13 protein-coding genes and 1 CRISPR repeat array are annotated in these 19,939 nt (G+C 39.7%); of the genes, 10 read left to right on the top strand and 3 right to left on the bottom strand.

The features are described from left to right. Positions 1–162: 162 nt before the first annotated feature. The 6 genes from A6J84_RS05645 to cas6e are packed head-to-tail and all read left to right on the top strand — an operon-like array spanning position 163 to position 7,644. Positions 163–2,943, top strand: coding sequence for a CRISPR-associated helicase/endonuclease Cas3 (locus tag A6J84_RS05645; protein WP_095726213.1), 2,781 nt, complete (start codon positions 163–165; stop codon positions 2,941–2,943). Continuing rightward, positions 2,930–4,597, top strand: a complete 1,668-nt coding sequence (locus tag A6J84_RS05640) for a type I-E CRISPR-associated protein Cse1/CasA (protein WP_049477894.1) — start codon at positions 2,930–2,932, stop codon at positions 4,595–4,597. Before A6J84_RS05645 ends, A6J84_RS05640 begins: the two co-directional genes overlap by 14 nt. Before the next feature lie 9 nt (positions 4,598–4,606). Beyond that, a complete protein-coding gene (gene casB / locus A6J84_RS05635; protein WP_000893380.1) occupies positions 4,607–5,200 on the top strand; it encodes a type I-E CRISPR-associated protein Cse2/CasB in 594 nt (197 codons plus the stop codon). Then, on the top strand, positions 5,190–6,263 hold the full coding sequence (gene cas7e, locus A6J84_RS05630) for a type I-E CRISPR-associated protein Cas7/Cse4/CasC (protein WP_000210568.1): 1,074 nt from the start codon (positions 5,190–5,192) through the stop codon (positions 6,261–6,263). The genes casB and cas7e overlap by 11 nt, the downstream gene beginning before the upstream one ends. A gap of 9 nt (positions 6,264–6,272) precedes the next feature. Continuing rightward, on the top strand, positions 6,273–6,992 hold the full coding sequence (cas5e, locus tag A6J84_RS05625) for a type I-E CRISPR-associated protein Cas5/CasD (RefSeq protein WP_000849181.1): 720 nt from the start codon (positions 6,273–6,275) through the stop codon (positions 6,990–6,992). A 4-nt stretch (positions 6,993–6,996) separates the two neighbouring features. Next, the gene (gene cas6e, locus A6J84_RS05620) at positions 6,997–7,644 is read left to right on the top strand and encodes a type I-E CRISPR-associated protein Cas6/Cse3/CasE (protein ID WP_000275970.1); all 648 of its coding nucleotides are present in this window, start codon (positions 6,997–6,999) and stop codon (positions 7,642–7,644) included. A 79-nt stretch (positions 7,645–7,723) separates the two neighbouring features. Continuing rightward, positions 7,724–8,728: direct repeats of the CRISPR family, unit length 28 nt; unit sequence GTTTTTCCCGCACACGCGGGGGTGATCC. Between the two features lie 628 nt (positions 8,729–9,356). On the opposite strand, the gene A6J84_RS05610 is transcribed toward cas6e, so the two are convergent. Both A6J84_RS05610 and A6J84_RS05605 read right to left on the bottom strand, forming a co-directional pair. After that, complete coding sequence (locus tag A6J84_RS05610; protein ID WP_033606002.1) at positions 9,357–10,322, bottom strand: LacI family DNA-binding transcriptional regulator; 966 nt, start codon at positions 10,320–10,322, stop codon at positions 9,357–9,359. Then, a complete protein-coding gene (locus tag A6J84_RS05605) occupies positions 10,303–11,757 on the bottom strand; it encodes a sucrose-6-phosphate hydrolase (RefSeq protein ID WP_095726212.1) in 1,455 nt (484 codons plus the stop codon). The genes A6J84_RS05610 and A6J84_RS05605 overlap by 20 nt, the downstream gene beginning before the upstream one ends. 383 nt (positions 11,758–12,140) lie before the next feature. On the opposite strand from A6J84_RS05605, the gene A6J84_RS05600 reads away from it, so the two are divergent. Together A6J84_RS05600 and scrK are read left to right on the top strand one after the other, a co-directional pair. After that, complete coding sequence (locus A6J84_RS05600) at positions 12,141–14,036, top strand: sucrose-specific PTS transporter subunit IIBC (RefSeq protein WP_049484303.1); 1,896 nt, start codon at positions 12,141–12,143, stop codon at positions 14,034–14,036. A gap of 158 nt (positions 14,037–14,194) precedes the next feature. Further along, positions 14,195–15,082, top strand: a complete 888-nt coding sequence (gene scrK / locus A6J84_RS05595) for a fructokinase ScrK (protein WP_095726211.1) — start codon at positions 14,195–14,197, stop codon at positions 15,080–15,082. A gap of 46 nt (positions 15,083–15,128) precedes the next feature. Here the strand turns inward: scrK and A6J84_RS05590 are convergent, their stop codons facing one another. Continuing rightward, positions 15,129–15,746: a TVP38/TMEM64 family protein gene (locus A6J84_RS05590; protein WP_000076177.1), complete on the bottom strand. Its 618-nt coding sequence runs from the start codon at positions 15,744–15,746 to the stop codon at positions 15,129–15,131. 132 nt (positions 15,747–15,878) lie between these two features. On the opposite strand from A6J84_RS05590, the gene A6J84_RS05585 reads away from it, so the two are divergent. Beyond that, complete coding sequence (locus tag A6J84_RS05585; protein ID WP_042902792.1) at positions 15,879–18,512, top strand: DEAD/DEAH box helicase family protein; 2,634 nt, start codon at positions 15,879–15,881, stop codon at positions 18,510–18,512. Between the two features lie 479 nt (positions 18,513–18,991). Continuing rightward, positions 18,992–19,843 carry a hypothetical protein gene (locus A6J84_RS05580; protein ID WP_042902791.1) on the top strand — a complete coding sequence of 284 codons (852 nt, stop codon included), beginning with the start codon at positions 18,992–18,994 and terminating at the stop codon, positions 19,841–19,843. The last annotated feature ends 96 nt before the right edge of the window (positions 19,844–19,939 follow it).

The following is a 19,939-nucleotide window of genomic DNA, read 5'->3' as shown; positions in this document are numbered from 1 at the left end:
TAATGTTTTAAAACTCCTCTAAAAAGGATTTTCCCATTCTTATGTTTACACTACTTTAGAAAACAGCATGTTTTTGTAACCCCTTCCATGTTTGTTGTTGTATTTTAAAACTTTTAGGTATAAAATGGAAATATATAAAATGGGATGAAGAGGGGATGAAGCATGTCTAAGAAAAAGTCCGATACTCTTTGGGCTAAGAAAAAGGAAGAAAATGGTAGATTTTTTTGGTTACCCTTGTCTCAGCATCTAGAAGATACAAAAAATATAATTGGACTTCTCTGGGAGCATTGGTTAAGTGAGGGGCAAAAAAAACTGATTGAGGATTCTCTGGATTCAGTAACACATGATGGCGGTTTAGGGAAACGACTTGCACAATTTTTAGCTGCTGTTCATGATATCGGGAAAGCAACTCCAGCCTTTCAAACTCAAAGAGGATTTGCAAATTCAGATGATTTGGATATTCAACTATTAGAAAAATTGGAGCAGTCAGGATTTACTAAAATTAGTTCACTTCAACTATCATCACCAAAAAAGAGTCATCACAGCCTTGCAGGTCAATATTTGCTATCTAGTTATGGTGTTCAAGAGGATATTTCGACTATTATTGGTGGACACCATGGACGACCGATTGATACGATTGAGGATGTAAAAAATCAAGGGAGCTATCTTTCAAACTATTTTCAAAATGAAAGTAAGGAGAGTGCTATCCATAAGAATTGGGATTTGGTTCAAAAAGAAATCTTCAACTGTGCTTTAGATGAGTTGGGGTTTGACTCTGTGAGAGAGCTTCCTAGAATTAAACAGCCTGCTCAAGTTATCTTATCAGGATTGCTGATTATGGCTGACTGGATTGCTAGTAATGAGTACTACTTTCCTTTATTAAGTGTCAATGAAAAAGAGGAGGTAGATAAGTTAAGACGCCTTCAAGATGGGTTTGAAAGGTGGAAAAAAACTAGTTTGTGGCAACCTAAATATATCTCAAAACCAGATAGTCTTTATAAGGAAAGATTTGGATTTGAACCTAATAATGTTCAATCAACCTTATCTCATGTTATTACTCAAATATCTAAACCTGGGATTGTAGTTCTAGAAGCACCAATGGGGTTAGGGAAGACAGAAGCTTCATTGATTACAGCAGAGCAGTTAGCTACTAAGACGGGAAGAAGCGGTCTTTTTTTTGGTTTACCAACTCAGGCGACATCGAATGGGATTTTTAATCGTATTGAAAAATGGGTTGAAAGTTTAAAAGATGATTCTGAAGACATACTATCTATTCAGTTGGTACACGGGAAAGCAGCTCTAAACGAAGATTTTTTAAAACTTAAAGCTAATACATTTAATTTTGACGATGTAGAAAATGGTAGCGTTATCATTAATGAATGGTTTTCTGGGAGAAAGACTTCGGCTTTAGATGATTTTGTAGTGGGGACTGTTGATCAGTTCTTAATGTTAGCATTGAAACAAAAACATTTAGCTTTGCGTCATCTAGGTTTTAGTAAAAAGGTTGTTATTATTGATGAAGTTCACGCCTATGATGCTTATATGAGTCAATATTTGATGGAGGCGATAAAATGGATGGGAGCCTATGGTGTTCCAGTAGTCATTTTGTCAGCGACATTACCTTCTCAACAAAGAGAAAATATTCTTAAAAGCTATATGTCTGGGATGGGAATCAAATGGCGAGATATTGAAAATACGGACCAATTAAAGACAGACGTTTATCCTTTAATCACTTATAATGATGGCTCAGAGATTTATCAACTTACAACATTCAATAAGCAAAACATAAAAGACATTCACATCATTCGTTTACAAGAAGAGCAGTTATTGGGAACTGTTAAAGATGCCCTTGAGGGCGGTGGAGTAGTTGGAATCATTGTCAATACAGTGAGAAGATCCCAAGAGTTGGCAAGAAACTTTTCGGAAATTTTTGGAGATGATATGGTGGAATTACTTCATTCCAGTTTTATTGCGACCGAAAGAATCCAAAAAGAGAAAGAATTATTACAACAAATCGGAAAAAATGTAGACCGTCCACATAAGAAAGTTATCATTGGAACTCAGGTGATTGAGCAATCCTTGGATATTGATTTCGATGTGATGATAAGTGATCTGGCACCTATGGACTTGCTAATACAACGTATTGGACGACTTCATCGACATCAAATAGACCGACCTCAAAAGCATAAAATAGCTAGGTTTTACGTTTTAGGAACTTCCCAAGAGTTGGATTTTGAAGAAGGAAGTAGTTTTGTTTATGGTGATTATCTGTTAGCCAGAACTCAGCACTTTTTACCAGATATCATGAGATTACCAGATGATATTTCACCATTAGTCCAGAAAGTTTATAGTCCAGATTTTACAATTGAGTTTTCAAGTCAGGAATTTCAGCAAAAATATTTAGATGCTAAGACGGAGCATGATGTCACGATTAAGAATAAGGAAACAAAGGCAAGAACATACCGTATCAATGATCCTGTCTTAAAAATATCGAGACATAGAAACAATAGTCTGATTGGTTGGTTGAAGAACCTGCATCCAAACGATAGTGAAGAAAAATCTAATGCTCAGGTTCGTGATGTTGAAGATACAATTGAAGTGATTGCTTTAAAAAAAATGTCTGATGGCTATAGCTTATTTATTGAAAATCAAGATATATCTCAGAATATTGATAATCCTTTGGTCGCTAAAAAAGTAGCACAAAATACTTTACGACTTCCTATGAGTTTATCCAAGGGCTATAATATCGATCAAACTATTGAAGAGCTTGAAAGGTATAACAACAGCTATTTAAGTCAATGGCGAAATTCATCATGGTTAAAAGGAGCTCTCGGGATTATTTTTGATGAAAACAATGAGTTTATTCTCAATGGGTTTAAACTCTTATATGATAAAAAATATGGGATTACAACGGAGAGGTTAAATAAGAATGAGTCGATTTAATTTACTAGATGAACCCTGGATTTCTGTCGTTTATGATGAAAAAGGAACAACAAAAGAAGTTTCCTTGCAGGAATTATTTATAAATGCTCATCAGTACAAAGATTTAGCAGGAGATACAAAAACGCAAGATTTTGCTGTGCTGCGAGTTTTGCTGGCTGTGTTACATACTGTCTTTTCACGCTTTGATGCAGATGGTAATGTCTATGAGTATCTGGCAGTAGATGAGCGGTTTAAACAAATTGAGCCTGTGGAAGAATCTGATATTGCTGACTATCAGGATGATTTATATGATACATGGATAGATCTTTGGGAAAGTGGTAAGTTCCCAGACATTGTTAGTCATTACCTAGAAAAATGGCGGGATCGCTTCTACTTATTTGATAAGGAATATCCATTTTTTCAAGTTAGAAAAGAGGATATTGTAGCAGACAAAATTAGTAAAGCAAAAGCAAGCAGTATCTCTGGGAAAAATATCAATAGAACGATTTCAGAGAGTGAGAATAAGTTAGCCTTATTTTCCCCAAAGAATAGTAAAAATAAAGAACAACTGACTGCTTCCGAAGTTACACGATGGCTTTTAACTTTTCAAGGGTACTCAGGATTATCCGATAAAGTTATTTTTGGAAAAGAAAAATATAAAGTGTCAAAGGGCTGGTTGTTTGATATCGGGGCAGTTTTTATACAGGGAACTTCTTTATTTGAAACGCTGTTACTAAATTGTATCTTGCCATTCTATGATCATGGTAATTTAGAAAGTATTCAATGTCCCTGTTGGGAATTTGCTAGTTCTGATAATATTAATCGCTATTTGTTTGGTAGTGAATGTACAGATTTAGCTAATCTGTATACGATTTGGAGCAGAGGGATTTATATTGATCCAGAATATGATTTAAATAAGCCTTTCTCTTTTGAGATTGTAAAATTACCCGAAATCAATCATCGGGACAATTTTTTAGAGCCGATGACAACATGGAAATATAATACTACAGGAGAAAATAAAGATAGCTATACTCCTAGGAAACATCTCTTGAATCAATCGTTGTGGCGGTCATTTGGTTTGCTAGCAGTAGAAGATAGAACAGGGCACTTTAGAAAACCGGGAATTATTGATTGGCTAGGAGATATAGGTGACATAATAGGAAATAGATTATTTAATATTATTTCCATTAGTATGCAGGACGATGGAAATGCTACTTCATGGCTTCCAACTGATGAAGTTATTGACTCTATACTTATCAATGATTTAGTTTTGGCGGATTTTAATGAGAGTGGTTGGGTGCCACGTATTAATGAGGTGGTGGAAGAAACAAAAACTGTCATTTCCAAAGTATATAAACGCTATATAGAGGATCTAAAAGAAATTAGGAATATCTCAAACAACAATTATACTAATCAGATGGTTGAAATGCTCTATTTCAAAATCGATCACCCTTTTCGAGAATGGTTATCCAGTATCCTACCAGATGATGAAAAGGATCCTAAAATCAAAGAATGGAGAGATTTGCTGAAAAAAATGGTTAAAGCTGAAGCAAAGAGCATCTTAGGTCACGGAGGAACTAGGGACTACCTCGGCATTGAAAAAGATGGTCGAATAAAAAATATTGCAACTGCCTATAATTCATTTGAATATTTGCTTCATCAACAATTAAAATAGGAGGTGTGTGTGTTGGAACAATCCAAACAGACAGTTGGTTCTGTCACAAAAAGAATTATTAGACAATTGAGTTATGAGTTGGAGTCACCATTGAGTAAAGCTGCACTGGCCAAAATTAGAAAAACGTTGGGTAAACCCTTGAGCGATGCAACAGATATCTGGCCGATTTTATTTGAGCATTTACCAGAGGAGTTCGTCAATTCATACCAGCAGCCTAGCTATGAGGAGTTAGCGATTTATACAGCTATCCAATTTTACGCCTTACATCAACAAGGAACTTCAACCAGTGTGATGTTAGATGAGCCCGATACTTATCAAAATATCGGTTCTGCTCTTAGTCAACTTCGAAAAGGAGATGACACGACAGCCATTGACAGAAGGTTCAATGTTATGATTACATCATCAACTTTTGAAGAGTTGATCTACCATTTACGCCACATGATGATGTTGCTCAAAACAAAGTCTCCTGCTACAAAGGTTGATTATGCTAAGTTAGCTGAAGACTTGTATTGGTTTTTAAAAAATGTACAAGAAAATCTTCGCCTAAATTGGGCAAGATCATATTATAAACAAATCAAAGGAGAAAAACACAATGACAACTAACCAACGCTTATTTTTAGATATTCATGCTATACAAACCTTGCCACCTTCAAATATGAATAGAGATGATACAGGTAGCCCAAAGACTGCTCAGTACGGTGGCGTAAAAAGATCGCGCGTGAGTTCTCAAGCTTGGAAGAGAGCTATAAGAGACTATTTTAATACTTATGGAGAACAGTCAAATGTCGGTGTCCGAACAAAAGACATTGTAAGGTATGTTGCGGGTAAAATTGTAGAACTAGATAATTCTATCAGTTTTGAAGATGCACTAACCAAAGCAGATACAGTCTTGATAGCTACTGGAATTAAGAAAAAAGGTAAAGTCAAGGCACTTTACTTTATGGGGGATAGACAAGCTGAGAAATTAGCTCAAGCAGCCTATGAAAATCTGACTGATAAAAAGGAACTTCAAAAACTAGCTAACTCAAATCCAGCCATTGATGTTGCTATGTTCGGTCGAATGGTAGCTGAAGATCCAGTTCTAAACGAGGATGCTTCCTCTCAAGTTGCTCATGCTATTTCAACACATGCTGTACAAACTGAATTTGATTTCTTTACTGCTATTGATGATTTAGCTCCAGAGGATAATGCAGGTGCAGGTATGCTGGGAACCATCGAATTTAACTCTTCTACGCTCTATCGTTATGCCAATGTTGCGATTCATGAATTATCAAAACAACTAGAGGATGAGAAATCCTTAAAGAACAGTTTGAATTTATTCATCGAAGCATTTGCAAATTCCCTCCCGACAGGAAAAGTGAATACTTTTGCCAATCAAACTTTACCGCAGGCTCTAATCGTTTCTTTGCGTGATGATCGTCCTGTTAATCTTGTCAGTGCTTTTGAAGAACCAGTTAAATCAACAGATGGTTATGTGGCGAAATCTATTGAAAAACTGTCTAAAGAGTATACAAGAGTTGAAAAATTCGTGAATAAACCACTTTTGACTTTCTATGTGACTTTGGATGAAAATGAGAGTTTAAAACAAATTGGTGAGGAAAAATATTCAGTTTCAGAATTATTAAAAGATTTTTCGGAAACCTTAGAACAATTCCTCAAAAAATAGGTGAATGGCATGAAGACTATTTTGTTGAAATTTGCTGGTCCTTTGCAATCTTGGGGGACAAGTTCACATTTCGAAACAAGACATACGGATTTTTATCCTTCTAAGAGTTCTGTTATTGGGTTGATTGCTTCAAGTCTAGGATATCGTCGAGACGATGATGAAAAAATTGTTCGTTTAAACGAGCTGGATTTTGCAGTTCGAGTGGATCAACAAGGAAATTTACTCAGAGATTTTCATATTGCACAGAAGTATACAGAAAAAGGAAAGTTTGAACGAAATTATGTCACAAATCGTTATTATTTAGAAGATGCTGTTTTTGTAGTGGCTCTTTCTCATAATAATGAGCAGTTTTTGGAAATGATTTTACAAGCTTTGAGAAATCCCTATTTCCAACCATTTATGGGAAGAAGGGCTCTGCCGTTGACTGCAGATTTTATCTTAGGTGAAACTGAGATTGGAGCAGTTGAAAGTTTGAGAACTCTTGAATGGCAAGCTTCACCATGGTTTATGAAGAGAAAGTTTATGGATGCCGTAACTTTAGAAATCTATTCTGATAGACATTTAACCGATAGAGGTATTTATCAATTGAGACAAGATGTTGTCAAGTCTTTTTCACAAAAGGGGAGAAGATTTGGCTATAGGTATGAAACTAGAGAACTGGTTCAAGTTCGGAATTCGTTTCGAGATAAAAATACGGCACATGATGTTTTTAAGAGTATAGGAGATTGATGGTATGTATATCTCAAGAGTAGAAATTGATCGGACCAATCGCCGAAAAATTAGGCGCTTAACACATATAGGCGCATATCATGCTTGGGTAGAAGAGAGTTTTCCAGAAGAAATGGAACAATCTATTCGAACAAGAAAATTATGGCGTATAGATCGTATCCAAGATAAAGATTACCTGATTATTGTTAGTAAAAATAAACCTGATTTACAAGGATTAGAAAAATATGGGGTTGCTGGTAGTGCTCAAACCAAGGATTATCAACAATTTTTAGATAACATCTATACTGGTAGCCGAATGAAATTTCGAGTGGTGCTTAATCCAGTTATTTCCTTAGTATCACCAGATAATCTTAAAAGAGGTATTGTAAAACCTCATATTACGAGTGAACATCAGATGAATTATCTAGTAGAACGCTCTGACAAAAATGGATTCTCACTGATAAAAGAAGATTTTTCAATCGTTGAACGTGGTTATGAGGTGTTTAAAAAAGCTGTTAAACCTATCCGATTGATAAAGGTTGTTTATGAAGGGGTCTTAACAGTTAGTGATGCAGATCTTTTTAAGAAGCTTTTGACTGAAGGAATGGGAAAGAAAAAAGCATACGGTTTTGGTTTAATGACCGTTATTCCATTGGGAAACGAATCATGGTAAAAAAAAGTGGAACGAAGAAAACATCTCTGCGAGAACTTCCTAAAATAAGTGATCGTGTCAGCTTTATTTACGTAGAACAGTTTTTCCCGCACACGCGGGGGTGATCCCCAAATCTTTTTCAGCGACGTATTCTGTACCACGTTTTTCCCGCACACGCGGGGGTGATCCTGATGATGGTACTTTTCTAGTATCAGAGTGTAAGTTTTTCCCGCACACGCGGGGGTGATCCTCAGTCTAACCCCAACTTTAACAAGGTATATTGGTTTTTCCCGCACACGCGGGGGTGATCCTGCTCTCCATCGATGTCCCCATCTTATTAGCATGTTTTTCCCGCACACGCGGGGGTGATCCTGACCAAGCGGACGGCTCCGCCATTGTCCGCCCGTTTTTCCCGCACACGCGGGGGTGATCCCGGAATTGATAACTTTCATGGTTGGCAATCCATAGTTTTTCCCGCACACGCGGGGGTGATCCTGGTCTTACGTTATCAACCAGGACTTCCTAAACGTTTTTCCCGCACACGCGGGGGTGATCCCTGACGAACCTAAACCATTGAATGTTACCAAAGGTTTTTCCCGCACACGCGGGGGTGATCCTGGCAAGATTGGTTCTTAGGTTCAGAGAAAAGAGTTTTTCCCGCACACGCGGGTGTGATCCCAAAGAGGTAGCATCTGAGCAGCTGACCCTTATGTTTTTCCCGCACACGCGGGGGTGATCCCGGTGATATCGTATCGATGCCTTATCCGTATGAGTTTTTCCCGCACACGCGGGGGTGATCCCGGTGCAGCAACATTTGAACGCAAAGTGACCTTGTTTTTCCCGCACACGCGGGGGTGATCCCATGCTACGAAATTCGAGGGCGGACGACGGTTTGTTTTTCCCGCACACGCGGGGGTGATCCTGGTATTTTCTCTAAAACAATCCAGATTGGACGGTTTTTCCCGCACACGCGGGTGTGATCCTTCACTTTAGAGGGTGCTAGTGGTTCTCTTGCTGTTTTTCTCGCACACGCGGGGGTGTTCCTGTAATGTGCCGTTACTTCTGCCACAATAGCAAGTTTTTCCCGCACACGCGGGGGTGATCCTGGCGAACTTCACACAGACCAAGCTTTTAAAACGTTTTTCGCGCATACGTAGGAGATTGACTACATAAAATGAGATATAAGAAAAATATCCCTATTGAAAACTGATAAATTAGAGATAGGAGTGTTTTATTATAGGAAAAAAGCATATTCTGTGTAAATGAAGATATCTTACATAACAAAGGAGAAGACAAGTGAATCGAATGAAGTCATCATGGAGACATTTGGTAACAATAACATCAGTTGGGTAAAAAACTTGTAGAAGAGTATAAGAAAATTTGTCTTGTATCTGTTGCCTTAGAGTGTTTCAGAACTAAATGTTCAACATTTTTTGATTGGAAAAACGAGACTAAAATCCTTCTGCCAAATCCCTAGCTCTCCTAGCTGGTGCTAGTGAGTCGGAAGTTGCTCCACTGGTCGAGCACTTGATCGCAGATAAAACCTTTAACTTAGAGACAGCTCAACGCTATCTCGAAAACTTAAGATCATAAAAAACTCAGACGAATTCGTCTGAGTTTTCTTGTGCTTATAGGCAATGAAAATCAAAAAGCAAACTAGGAAGCTAGCCGTAAGCTGTACTTGAGTACGGTAAGGCGACGCTGACGTGGTTTGAAGAGATTTTCGAAGAGTATTAGATACTTTTTCCTGGTAATAGGGTGACTGGTAAGAAGTAACCAGTTGTCGCAACTTCCTTACCTTCAATCTTCTGCAAGAGAAGATCAACAGTGAGGTGGGCAATCTCTTTCATAGGTTGCTTAATCGTTGTCAAATGAGGATAGTAGTTCTCGATAAAGTAAGTCCCATCATAGCCGATGACCTTGAGCTCTTCAGGAACAGAAATTCCCAGTTCCTGAGCAATTTTGATCACCAGAATAGCTGTCAAATCATCCGAAGCAAAAATCGCATCTGGTTTCTGATGGGTCAAGATATTCTTGATTTCCATTTCTTTTCGGACGGGAGAAAAGTCACTCGAAACATTGATAATAGGCGCTTTCGGGAGAACAGAGGCAAATCCAGCATGGCGCAGTCCAGTCGGTGAATTCGAGTTATCATTTCCTGTAATCATGATGATAGACTGAGCTCCAGTCTTGACCAAGGTTTGGGCTGCTAGGACTCCGCCACCGTAGTTATCGGAGGAGACGACAGGGATGTCTGGAGACAAGTTTCGGTCAAAGGAAATGATTGGCGCTGTCACACGATTGTAGTCTTCGATTCCCAAGTTGTGACTTCCAGAAATGATACCATCGACCTGATTGGCCTCCAGCATTTCAATGTACTCCCGTTCTTTTTCAGAGTCATGTTCGCTGTTACAGATGATGGTCTTGTAGCCATTCTTGAAGAGTTGGTGTTCCAACTTGTCAATCAACTCCGCATAAAAGACATGACTGATGTTTGGAAAAATAAGTCCAATCAACTTGGCAGATTTTCCTTGGAGACTTCGAGCCAGATTATTGGGCTTGTAGCCCAATTCTCGCATGGCTTCATTAACCTTTTGAATGGTTTTCTCAGATAGATACCCCTTTTTATTGATGACCCGTGAGACGGTAGTGGGGCTGACGCCTGCAAGTTTTGCGACATCAGTTAGTTTTGCGACCATAATCTAATTCATAGTAAGTTCCAGTTGGGTTTCCAGACTTGATCAGGATACCATTTTGGTCTGCATGTGGGAAGACACGACCAGAAAATACTTTTTCTCCTTTATTGATGAAAATTTCAAAGACTGACTTATCGATGAAGATAGTGGCAGTAGTAGCTTGGTTATCGATAGGGCAAGAACGAGTAGTACCAAATTCTTGGGCGTACTGTTCACCAGCCTGACTACGATCCACTGTCACCTGTCCATTGACAAGGTCAAAGTGGATGGAAAGCCCCTTGCCTTCTTTATCAGCGAGCAAGACAATCTCGCTTTGGCTATTGGCCTCCAAGTTGAGCTCGAGTTCATAGGTGTTATTGGTTTGAGTACGATTTGAGAAGGCCTCTTCAGAAGAACGAAGTTCTTTGACGGCTGCGACCGGATATTGGTAGAGTTTGCCATCTTTGATAGTGAGTTCTTTGACTAATGAGAAGGTTCCTTGGTGGTCAAAACGGTCAGATGGGTAAGAAACATCTGGTAACCCAAGCCAGCTTACTGCCAATGTACGTCCATCCGGAGCGTTGAAGGCTTGAGTCGCATAGGCTTCAAAACCATAGTCTAGATTTTGCAATGGAGACACATCTACCATTTTGGCATTTTCAGGATCAAAGGATGCTCCGATTTTGTACATGTTTGGATAGATATTATCATAATCTAGAACACCTTTATCCAATCCTTGTGGGCAGTAGAGAAGAACAGGTTGTTCGCCTACAAAGACTAGATTTGGACATTCCATCATGTAGGCAGTGCGGTCGTTAGCAAAGTTAAGGTCGCCAACTGCTTGCCAGTTTGTGTAGTCATTGTCCACAGCCTTGTAGAGACGGACGAAGCCTTTTTTCTCCAAGTCCTGTCCACCGACGATAGCATAATATTGACCCTTGAAGTTAAAAATTTGCGGATCGCGGAAGTGGTCTGTAGAGTCTGATGGCTGGTCAATCAAGATCTTATCAATCTTTGTAATCTTGCCATCCTTGTCCATCAAAGCCCCAATCTGGTAAGGGTGACGGATCCAGTTTTCATCACGGACATTTCCAGTATAAAATAGGAACAACTGATCGCCAAACTGCATGGCAGAACCAGAGTAGGCACCGTGGCTATCTAATGGAGTATCTGGCAAAACTTTGACTCCAGTTTCTGTAAAGTGAACTAAATCATCACTTTCAAGCTGCACCCAAGACTTCAACCCATGGGCTGCACCGAAGGGGAAGTTTTGGTAAAAGAGAATCCATTTGCCATCAAAATAGGAAAAGCCATTTGGGTCATTGAGAAGCCCCATTTTAGGCTCGACATGGTAATGAGTATGCCATGGAGATTGTGCCATCTTTTCCTTGATTTGCTTGATCTCATCATTAGACCAGTCTTCATAGCGTCTATAACGGCGCTCAGTTGTCCATTCCATTTTATCTTTCCTCCATAAGAGTTCTATTCTATTATTAATAGTAAACGTTTTCGGCAAAAAAAGCAAGTCTTTTATGTTAAAAAAAAGAAAAATATGTCAAACGGTTGCCATAAATCAAGCAAAGGAAATCTAACAAATTTTCACGAAAAAATGAAAGAAAATGTAAATAAAAACCTTGATTCCTCAAGGTTAAAGATATTTTTTTGAGGAAAAAGAGAATTTCCATCAAAAACGAGCAAAAATAATCAGAGAAAAAAGAAAGGAAATAAAAAATCCTGCAAAACGCTTGACATATTTTAGAAACATGATAAAATAATAGTCGTAGGGCGGATAAAATCGCTTTCAAACACTTTACAAAATTTTATATAAGGAGATTTTTGCAAATGAACAATCAGGATATTGCAAAAAAGGTCATCGAAGCCCTTGGTGGACGTGAAAATGTCAACAGTGTAGCCCACTGCGCGACTCGTCTACGTGTCATGGTCAAAGATGAAGGAAAAATCAAGAAGGAAGTGATTGAGAACTTGGATAAAGTTCAAGGGGCTTTCTTTAACTCAGGCCAATACCAAATCATCTTTGGGACTGGTACAGTAAACAAGATGTACGACGAAGTGGTTGCACTTGGTTTACCAACATCTTCTAAAGAAGATATGAAAGCAGAAGCTGCTAAACAAGGAAACTGGTTCCAACGTGCTATCCGTACTTTCGGTGACGTCTTTGTACCAATCATTCCAGTTATCGTAGCGACAGGTCTCTTCATGGGTCTTCGTGGTCTCTTGAACGCTCTTGGAATCACACTTCCAGAAGATGTTACCATTTACAGCCAAATCCTCACAGATACAGCCTTCATCATCTTGCCAGGTTTGGTTGTATGGTCAACCTTCCGCGTATTCGGTGGTAACCCAGCCGTTGGTATCGTCCTTGGTATGATGCTCGTATCTGACTCACTTCCAAATGCCTGGGCTGTTGCTTCTGGTGGTGAAGTAACTGCAATGCAGTTCTTCGGATTTATCCCAGTTGTAGGTTTGCAAGGTTCAGTTCTTCCAGCCTTCATCATCGGGGTTGTCGGAGCTAAATTTGAAAAAGCTGTTCGTAAAGTTGTTCCAGATGTACTTGACCTCTTGGTAACACCGTTCGTAACACTCCTTGTAATGTCAATCCTTGGATTGTTTGTTATCGGACCAGTCTTCCACGTTGTTGAAAGTTACATCCTCATTGGAACAAAAGCTATTCTTAACTTGCCATTCGGACTTGGTGGTTTCTTGATTGGTGGAGTTCACCAATTAATCGTCGTATCAGGTGTTCATCACATCTTCAACTTGCTTGAAGTTCAATTGCTTGCTGCTGACCATGCTAACCCATTCAACGCCATCATCACTGCAGCGATGACAGCTCAAGGGGCTGCGACAGTAGCCGTTGGTGTGAAAACTAAAAATCCTAAACTTAAAACACTTGCTTTCCCAGCTGCTCTTTCTGCCTTCCTAGGTATTACTGAGCCTGCTATCTTCGGGGTTAACTTGCGTTTCCGTAAACCATTCTTCCTTTCATTGATTGCTGGTGCAATCGGTGGTGGATTGGCATCTATCCTTGGACTTGCTGGTACTGGTAATGGTATCACAGTCATCCCTGGTACAATGCTTTACATTGGTAACGGACAACTTCTACAATACCTTCTTATGGTAGCTGTATCATTTGTACTTGGTTTTGCTCTTACTTACATGTTTGGTTACGAAGATGAAGTAGAAGAAGTTTCAGGAGCAATTTCTGAAGCTGAAACTGACCGTTTAACAGAAGAAGCAGTAACTGGTACTGTGGTTTCACCTAGCGAAGGTGTTATCCAAACACCAATCGTTGGTGACGTTGTTGCTCTTTCAAATGTGAATGACCCAGTATTCTCAAGTGGAGCTATGGGACAAGGTATCGCCGTGAAACCTAGCCAAGATGTTGTTTATGCACCAGCTGATGCTGAAGTAACAATCGTCTTCCCAACTGGCCATGCTTATGGATTGAGAACAGCTAACGGTGCTGAAATCTTAATTCACGTTGGTATCGACACTGTTTCAATGAACGGTGAAGGCTTCAACCATAAAGTTGCCCAAGGTGACAAGGTTAAAGCTGGAGATGTTCTTGGAACATTTGACTCAGCTAAGATTGCTGCTGCAGGTCTTGATAACACAACTATGGTTATCGTAACAAACACTGCAGACTTTGCTTCAGTAAATCCAGTTGCTTCTGGATCAGTTGCTAAGGGTGACGCAATCATCGAAGTGAAAGCCTAGTCCTCTTCGAAAATCAGATTTAAAAACAAAACGAACAAATATTATGTTTGTTCGTTTTTACTTGGATGGTAAGATTTACAGAGGAAAATCTAAAATATTGAGAAATCTAGCCCTTTAAAATGTGCTATAATAGAGAAAACAAAGATAAGAGGTTTATCATGACAAAATTATATGGAAGCTTAGAAGCGGGCGGTACAAAATTTGTCTGTGCTGTCGGAGATGAAAATTTTAATGTTGTAGAAAAAACACAATTTCCTACAACAACTCCTATCGAGACCATCGATAAAACCATCGAATTCTTTTCAAAATTCGATAATCTTGCAGGCCTTGCCATCGGTTCCTTTGGTCCGATTGATATCGATAAAAACTCAAAAACCTATGGCTTTATCACAACGACTCCAAAACCTCACTGGGCAAATGTAGACCTACTTGGTGCCCTTCGTCGTGCCCTCAACGTACCCATGTATTTCACAACCGACGTAAATAGCTCTGCCTATGGTGAAGTGGTTGCTCGTAACAATGCTGGTGGCCGTATCGAAAACTTGGTTTACTACACGATCGGTACAGGGATCGGTGCAGGTGTTATCCAACGTGGTGAGTTTATCGGTGGTGTCGGTCACCCTGAGATGGGTCACTACTATGTGGCTAAACACCCAATGGACGAGGAAAAAGAATTTAACGGCGTCTGTCCTTTCCACAAGGGCTGTTTGGAAGGCTTTGCGGCTGGTCCAAGTCTTGAAGCTCGTACAGGTATTCGTGGTGAAAACATCGAATTCAACAGTTCTGTCTGGGACGTCCAAGCCTACTATATCGCTCAGGCTGCGGTCAATGCTACCGTGACGTTCCGTCCAGATGTGATCGTCTTTGGTGGTGGGGTTATGGCCCAACAACACATGCTGGACCGTGTACGTGAGAAATTCACTGCTCTTCTAAATGGTTACCTACCAGTACCAGACGTGCGTGACTATATCGTGACTCCAGCAGTCGCAGGTAATGGTTCTGCCACACTTGGGAACTTTGTCCTTGCTAAGAGTGTCGCAAAATAAAACAAAGAAAACATCCGCTTGGGAAACCAAACGGATTTTTCTATCCTCAAAACATCTGCCAGAAGAAATCAATAATATAAGTCAAACCATAAGTATAAACCACTAGGGTAAAGGGCTTGGTCAAAACGATGATAATCATATAGCGTTTGAAGGTCATCTTGGTGAGGGCAGCCAGCATGCAGAGAAAGTCAGCTGGACTGACAGGCCAGATCATCATAAAGATAAAGAACCGCTCGAAACGATTGCCCTTATCTAGCCAACCGATGTATTTGTCATAGGTACGCTTGCTGACGACGGACTGGACAAAGGCAGCTCCATAGAGACGGACGAGGTAAAAGATAATGGCACAGCCAATCACGATTCCGATATAGTTATAGATGGTTCCGATGATGTGGCCGTAAATAAAGACCCCAGCCACTGAGGTCAAAGCTCCCGGAATGATTGGAACAACGGTTTGTAGGATCTGTAAAAAGATAAAGAGTGGTGGTCCCCAAACCCCAGCTTGCTGGATAAAGGCCGATAGGGTTTCCTTGGATTGTAAAACACCCGCCTGATAGGCCCAAATACAGAAAATCAAGGTGCCGACTCCCCCAACGATAGATGAAATATTGATGACTTGCTGTAGAAGGGGAGAAACAGCTTTCATTTGCTTATCCTGTGACATGTAAACTCCTCATAGATAGTATGATTCTACTATACCATATTTTATGGAGAAAAACTATCTGGATTATCTGACTGGTGAAATAAGTGTGGTAAAATGAGAATAAGAAAATGATGGTATAGAATGAGGGGTATCATGTTAGGTTTAAACTTTAAAGGAAGCTGGCGCCAATATCAAAAACAGGTCTTGGATCGTTTTCAGGACTATCAAGCAGACGGCCATGTTCATCTAGTGGCCGCTCCAGGGTCTGGAAAGACAACCATTGGTATCGAGCTAATCGCTCGTTTTGGCAACCCAGCCCTCATCTTAGTTCCGACTGTAACCATTCGTGAACAATGGGTGGATAGAATACAAACTGCTTTTCTAGAGGATTGTCAGAGGCTTTCAGACCTCGTTTCCCAAAACTTAAAGGAGATGAAGGTATTAACGATTGTGACCTATCAGGCTTTTCATAGTGCCATGAACCAACTTCAATCACAAGAAGATGGAGAAGCAGAGGATTTTGTGGGGTTTGATTTGCTTGCAAGCCTAAGAGCTCAGAAAGTTGCTACTCTTTGTTTGGACGAATGCCACCACCTGCGCAATGAATGGTGGAAAAGTCTGGAAGCCTTTCGCAAGCAGTATGGACCGCTGAAACTCATCTCCCTGACAGCGACACCACCATATGACAGCGATCCTGAACTCTGGGAACGCTATATCCGAATGTGCGGGGAGATAGATCAAGAAATCACGGTACCTGAACTAGTCAAGGAAGACACTCTTTGCCCTCATCAGGATTTTGTCTATATGTGCTCACCAACAGCTGAAGAGGCGGAACGTCTCAAACAGTTTGAGGAGACTAAGTGGGACTATATTCATCACCTTATAGTCGATCCTGATTTTCAAACATTTGTAGCAGGGTCTAAGGTCCTCAAAGGGGATATTTCATCTGATTTGCTTTTAGAAGATCCCAAGTACTTGTCTGCTATGTTGATTTATATGCATTCTCAGGGGTTAACGATTCCTCCCTCTTTGCAAAATTTACTGGGAACCCAGAGGCTTCCAACATTGACCTCCTACTGGTTGGAGACGCTGTTGCAGAGCATACTCTATCAGACACCAGATTGGTATGAGGATCCAGATGGATATAGGAAAAAGTTAGAGGCTGACTTGAAGGCGCGTGGGTTGGTGGAAAAACGTCAGGTTTATCTGGTTAAGTCTAAGGCTTCTGACCAGCTTTTAACCCAATCTCTAGGGAAGTTGTCTGCCATTGCCGATATCTTTTTGACGGAGTATGAGAGTCTAGGTCAGGAACTGAGACAGTTAGTACTAGCTGACTATATTCGCAAGGATTTTGCCACCTATCTGGGAGATAATCAGGCAACCATTTCTCAGTTGGGGGTTCTCCCTTATTTTGAAAGCATTCGTCGAAAAGCTCAGGAGCAAGAAATACCTGTGTCATTGGCTGTCTTGTCAGGTAGTGTCGTTATTTTGCCTACCGATGTGGCAGCAGAGTTGAAGGAATTCTTGCCTCAGGTTCCTCTTAGTTTCTCATCTATTGGTCACTTGGATCCAAAAGATTATGTGCAGGTTGGTTTTCCGAGCTCAGCTAAGGGAATCGTGGCGGCAGTGACGGAGCTTTTTCAACGAGGGCGGATTCAAGTCCTAGTCGGAACCAAATCTCTCCTCGGAGAGGGTTGGGATGCTCCTTGTGTTAATTCCCTAATCCTCGGAAGCTTTGTGGGGAGCTTTATGCTGAGTAACCAGATGCGTGGGCGTGCCATTCGTATCTGGCCGGGACATCCAGAAAAGACCAGCAACATCTGGCATCTGGTAGCCGTTCAAGCGCAAGCACTTATCACTCTTCCTGGTGAGGAGCCTAGACCAGAGAGCAATCAGGATCTGCAGACCTTGTCGCGACGGATGGAGCATTTTCTTGGCTTGGCCTATAATCAGGAGAGTATTGAGACCGGTTTGGATCGTTTGGATTTTCCAAAGCCCCCTTTTAAGAAAAAGCAAATTGGTGAGTACAATGAGCGAGTTAAGAGTCTCTCCAAGGATCGAGCAGGCTTGCGTCAAAAATGGCAGGATGCTCTTGTTGTAGCGGATCAATTTGAGATAGTTACACAAGTCGCAACCCAAAAACAGAAGGTCCCAGTCATGCTCTTGCTTGATGCATTAAAATGGGTTCGCATGTCATTGCTCTTGTTGGCAGTAGATTTGTTGGTCTTGTTATTTAGATTGAGATTGATCGGTGTTTGGTGGCTTACGACAGCATGTCTCCTCTTTTTGGCCTTTGCATCTTGGCGCTACCTCCGCTATAAGAGTCCCTATAAACGTTTGCAATCTCTGGGTGAGCAGATCCGAAAGGCTCTGCTAGATTCGGGGCATCTAACGGACGATCAATCCCGTGTTCATGTAGAGGAGGACAAGGAAAATTATATAGTTTTCGCCTATCTCAAGGGAGGAAGCATGAGGGACAAGGAGCTGTTTGCGCAGACTGTGGGAGAGTTCTTTGCTCCAGTGGATAACCAGCGCTATCTCTTGAAGGCAGAGAAAGTCCTACAAGGTCAATCACCTTACTATGCCGTGCCTAGCCTTTTTGACAAGCGCAAGGAAGAAGCACAGAAATTCCTCGACTTTCTGAGGCCAACTATCGGACGTTATCACCTCGTCTATACCCGTAACGAAGCAGGCCGAAAAATCCTGCTCGAAGCCAGACTCAAATCCCTAGCCAACAAAAACGACCGCATCATCACGAAGAAAAAGGTCAAAAGTGCGTTGAAGTAGGAAGAAAAATCGTCCTCTAATCTTCAAAGGAGTGTAAAGAATAAAATTTAGGAGTAAACTAAATTTCGAACGATGAAGAAATAATAGATTTTGTTACGTTTTAAGTTTCGAATAGCCTACCCATAAAAAAGTACCTAACTCAACTCCTGAAAGAACTCAACAAAATCCGAGATAGTAGTCTAGGATGTAAATGTTAATCTGTAAGCAAAAAATCACCCCTAGACTACATTCTAAGGGTGATTTTGGGTTTGTTATTAAGTACTGTAAAACACAAGATATAGAGAATAATAGAATTACGGACTCGAATTAAGTAATTTATACAATATATAGTGTAAATTTAAAATTTTGTTATAAATATATACAAGATATTGATTTTTTTATTTTATTTGATATAATAATAGTTGTAGAAAAAATTAAGAAAAGAGGTAGATATTATAAGAATATCAAACTTATTAAATAGAGAATCAATCCAAGTAGGATTGGATTTTGTTGATGTAGATACATCAAAGGATGTTAAATTATTTTTAGACCCATTGTTGCTATCAGATGGTTTTAGAAATATTGTTAATGATTTTGTAAATACAGTCTATAAAATGTACACTTTAGGTAATAAAGCAGGCGCATTTCAATTGTTTTCACACTCTAAAGAATGTAATGCTATCCACTTTGGATATTCTGAGAGTAACTCCAAAGGGACAGGTGTTTCAATGAAGATGCTTGATCAATTTTTTGGGTATGTCTATAAATCGGTAGGTAGAATCAAAGAAAAATTACTGACACCTATAGCGATGCCGATTTTTGTAAAGAGTTTTTCAGAAGATAGGCTGTCTGATTTGTTAGTAAGTTTATTAAAAAAAGAATTGATTTTATATTCTTTAGAACAAGCTCGATTACACGGTTTAAAAATCAGTAATGAAGTACAACGTTTTGATTGTTGGGATTCTGAGAGTCATGAGTGGGCTACCTTTGAAAGCCAGTATGTTCTTGCTCCTAATGAAAATGGTGTAGAGGAACTTCTAATCTTAGTTCCGAAGTCTGTTGTAAGTAAAAGATTTCTAGTAAATCCTTCTAGATATATTTCAGTAATTTTTCAACACTTGCAGTTGATGGAAAAGTACCAAAGGACTAATGGTACACCAAAATCTCAGAAAGAACTACGAGAATCAGAGATAGTAGCAAATTATCAAAAGGATAAAGATAAAAGCTACATCTTAGATATGACATTATTATCACCTGAATACTATGAGGCTTATTATGATAATTCAATTAGGTTCAGTGATAATAAATCACTTAATGACGAAGAGTTGATAGAAATTCTAACTAATAAGTGATAGAAATTGAATAGTGTCCACAGAGAAGGAGTAAATCCTTCTTTTTTATTTTATTTTTATCACATTTATAAAACTTATTCATGTTATAATATATAT

Origin of the sequence: Streptococcus sp. FDAARGOS_256 (assembly GCF_002289235.2) — a bacterium.
Lineage (GTDB): Bacteria > Bacillota > Bacilli > Lactobacillales > Streptococcaceae > Streptococcus.
The sequence above is the reverse complement of the archived record's forward strand: the minus strand, read 5'-3'. Positions and strand labels throughout refer to the sequence as shown.